The 2,381-nt window shown below is 39.3% G+C and carries 3 protein-coding genes; 2 read left to right on the top strand and 1 reads right to left on the bottom strand.

The features are described 5' to 3' along the window. Together L693_RS31580 and L693_RS31575 are read left to right on the top strand one after the other, a co-directional pair. Window positions 1–607 (top strand): phage tail protein (locus L693_RS31580; RefSeq protein WP_231503700.1); only part of this gene is annotated, 607 nt, incomplete at its 5' end. Window positions 608–795: 188 nt separating this feature from the next. Next, window positions 796–1,368, top strand: a complete 573-nt coding sequence (locus L693_RS31575) for a hypothetical protein (protein ID WP_025719169.1) — start codon at window positions 796–798, stop codon at window positions 1,366–1,368. A gap of 314 nt (window positions 1,369–1,682) precedes the next feature. Here L693_RS31575 and L693_RS0119225 read toward each other — a convergent pair whose 3' ends face one another. After that, window positions 1,683–2,138, bottom strand: a complete 456-nt coding sequence (locus L693_RS0119225; protein ID WP_025719167.1) for an AraC family transcriptional regulator — start codon at window positions 2,136–2,138, stop codon at window positions 1,683–1,685. Window positions 2,139–2,381: the final 243 nt, after the last annotated feature.

Below are 2,381 nucleotides of genomic sequence, written 5' to 3'. Positions count from 1 at the left end.
ACCGGGAACGATTGTAAACGGAAAGCTGGCGGTGAATTACTTAATATCGCCATACGCTCAATATTGGGCCAGTGATTCCGTGCCGTTTTATGATGGCGAGATTAAAGAGCAGGACATAGAGGAACCGGAGGACTTGTTGAAGGCTACGCGGAAGGCTCTTGCCGAACAGGAAAATGTAACGCTGGAGGTAACTGTATCAACGGCAGACTTGTTTAAAATTGATAACTCGGAACCGGAGCCGCATTTGGGTGATGCTGTAATGTGTATTGATCCGGCGATGGACATGAACAAACTCAAAGCTCGAATTACAGAGCTTACAGAGTATCCGTATAGCCGTAACAAACACAGCGAGCCTACTATATCCAATGTCAATTTACGAGACTATGCGGACATTATTTCCGACCTGGAGCGGAATAAAAACATTATCAATAATTTGTTTTCCAATGGTAAGATCCGGACGGAGGTTTTTGAATCCTTTGCAAAGCAGGCCGTGAGTGACATTGATAATTCCAAAACAGAAATCAAGTACGATCAACGGGGCATCGTCTTGCAGGATCAAAGCAACGCACTGAACCAGGTTATTATGACTTCGAACGGAGTTTCTTAACCACCGATGGAGGTAAAACAGCAAGAACGGCTATTACAGCGCGCGGGGTAGTAGCCGAGCAGATTGTCGGGCAACTTGGTAACTTTGTATCCTTAGTAATTGGTAGTGGCAATAACGTAACCAAAATTAATACGAACGGAATCAGTGCAGGGAATGACGATTATACTATTGCGCCGTTCCGAGTAGACATGCAGGGAAACGTAGTTGCCAGGTCAATCAAGCTTACAGGCCAAATTGATAATTCAGAAATGAATGCTTCAGATATTAGGGCTAGTACAGTTAATGCAAGTACAATACGAGGAAGCAAACTAATTGGTAATGAAATAGAGGGCGGTATTATTACAGGGACCTTATTCCGTACAGCCAAAGAGGGTAGGCGTATAGAGATAAACTCTAATGGTCTTACTGCTTATAACTCACGCGGTGGAGAAGCTGTTTCATTAGGGCAGTACAATGACGGAGGCGGCTTATTGTTTATGGATGATGGATCGCCAAGAGGGAGTGTCTACGGAGATAGAGAAGGATTTCATTTAGGTAACATGGGACCTATTATCATTCGATCAGTTGATGATGCTACTTATTTAAAAGGTCCTGTGGATTTTTCCGAAGCATTTGTGAGTGGACTTGCTTTAGAGGTAGGGAACATTGAGGGACTCGAAAAAACACTCAGGGGTTTTCGTGATGATATTGCTGAAATGCGTGGTGATTTGTTCAATGGTTTGATTGTTAATGCAACATTCGACCCGGTTCTAGGAATCTAAAATTGTTCAGCCGAGGAAAAGCTGTGGCTACAGTTAATATTCCTGCTGGTGGAAGCTCTATCAGTTCGACAACATAATGTTTACTGCACCTCCTACCGAAGCAGTTGAAGTTGATTTAGCTAAATATAAGACTGAACTAGAAGAAATAAATAAAGCTATAGCTTCCCTTAAATAAAATCCGTAGTTATCCAGCAACAAACAAATTATATACTGTATACACAAAAGCCCTCTTAAACAGAGGGCTTTTACTTTTATAAAAGGGAATTAGTATTAGACTGCCTTCAATAATAGAAACAACCTATGTCTTAATACGTCTATTGAATAGGAACGCAAATTTCGCAATAATGATTATTAATAAGTTCAACTGTATATCGCTCCAAGATAGGTCTGGTTTCATCTAATCTGAACCTTTGTTTTTTTAACTCCAAAAATATTTCAGCCCAAGCCTTTTGAACAGCTTCTGCTGTATGATGTATCTTAAGGACAGCGTATCTTCCTCCACTAATGTTACTCAGGCTTACTTCATCAACATTAACACAGTAATCATCAGGGAGAACCAAACATGCATCGTAGCGACAATTTTCCGGCTTCACAAATGCAGGATTATCTTGGGCAATACCAAGGATAATAGACGTATTATTAAATAAATTATTCGATTTAACCCAACATTTAAATTTCTCCATTAGTTGTGAATTTGCAATTCCATAAGGACCAATCTGTCTCATGTATGCAATTCTACAAGACGGTATTTTTTCAATTTCAGCCTTCATATTTTTCTTCTCTTTCTTTTTAAAGTACATCGATGTCTGAAACCATCATATAATGCTTTAAAATTAGAAACAAATCAATTTTTAAAATAGTCAAATTGGCGCCTAGTACCCACCGTTCTTTATTTCTAAGAAGGCTTGGTAAATAATTGTTTTATAGGCTTTGTTACTTGATTCAGTTGACTAACCCCTTTTCATTATTTTATCGTCTTGGGATTCGGAAAAGAGTTTAGATTTATGTCCATT

Source organism: Paenibacillus sp. 1-18, from assembly GCF_000520755.1.
Taxonomy (GTDB): Bacteria; Bacillota; Bacilli; order Paenibacillales; family Paenibacillaceae; genus Paenibacillus; species Paenibacillus brasilensis.
This window is presented reverse-complemented; position numbering and strand designations above follow the sequence as displayed.